This window comes from Desertibacillus haloalkaliphilus, assembly GCF_019039105.1.
Classification (GTDB): Bacteria; Bacillota; Bacilli; order Bacillales; family KJ1-10-99; genus Desertibacillus; species Desertibacillus haloalkaliphilus.
In genome coordinates this window covers 1-395 of record NZ_JAHPIV010000262.1, presented here as the reverse complement: position 1 = coordinate 395, position 395 = coordinate 1, and the positions used below count along the sequence as shown (strand labels likewise).

The 395-nt window shown below is 39.5% G+C and carries 1 protein-coding gene; it reads right to left on the bottom strand.

Annotated elements, in window-relative coordinates; genetic code table 11:
• On the bottom strand, nucleotides 1–226 hold a 226-nt coding region (locus KH400_RS21845), incomplete at its 3' end, for an ATP-binding cassette domain-containing protein (RefSeq protein ID WP_217228214.1).
• Between the last annotated feature and the right edge of the window lie 169 nt (nucleotides 227–395).

Genomic DNA, 395 nt, shown 5'->3' with positions numbered 1-395 from the left:
GCTCAACATACGCAACTTTACGACGTACCATTTTAATCGGCCGACTATCGATTGATGCGCTCCCCGTACGACGTACCAATCCAAGTGCCCCCTTAATTAAGGTTGATTTACCTGCACCGTTCGGACCGATAATACCTGTAATCTTGCCTGGGCTAAACGCAACAGACAAATTTTGAAAAACTGGGGTTGCTGTGTAAGCAACCGTTAAGTTATCAATATGCAACATCTTGTTCCCTCCTCATTCAATGTTGTTCAGATGAGTTTGCATCTCATCAACCTCACAAGATTATCCGATTAATCGGAACAAGACAATAGTTTTTCTGCGATTGAAAATTTTTAGTAATAGAATAACAATATTTTGTCATGATAAAAAGTTAACTATCAACACCCTGAAC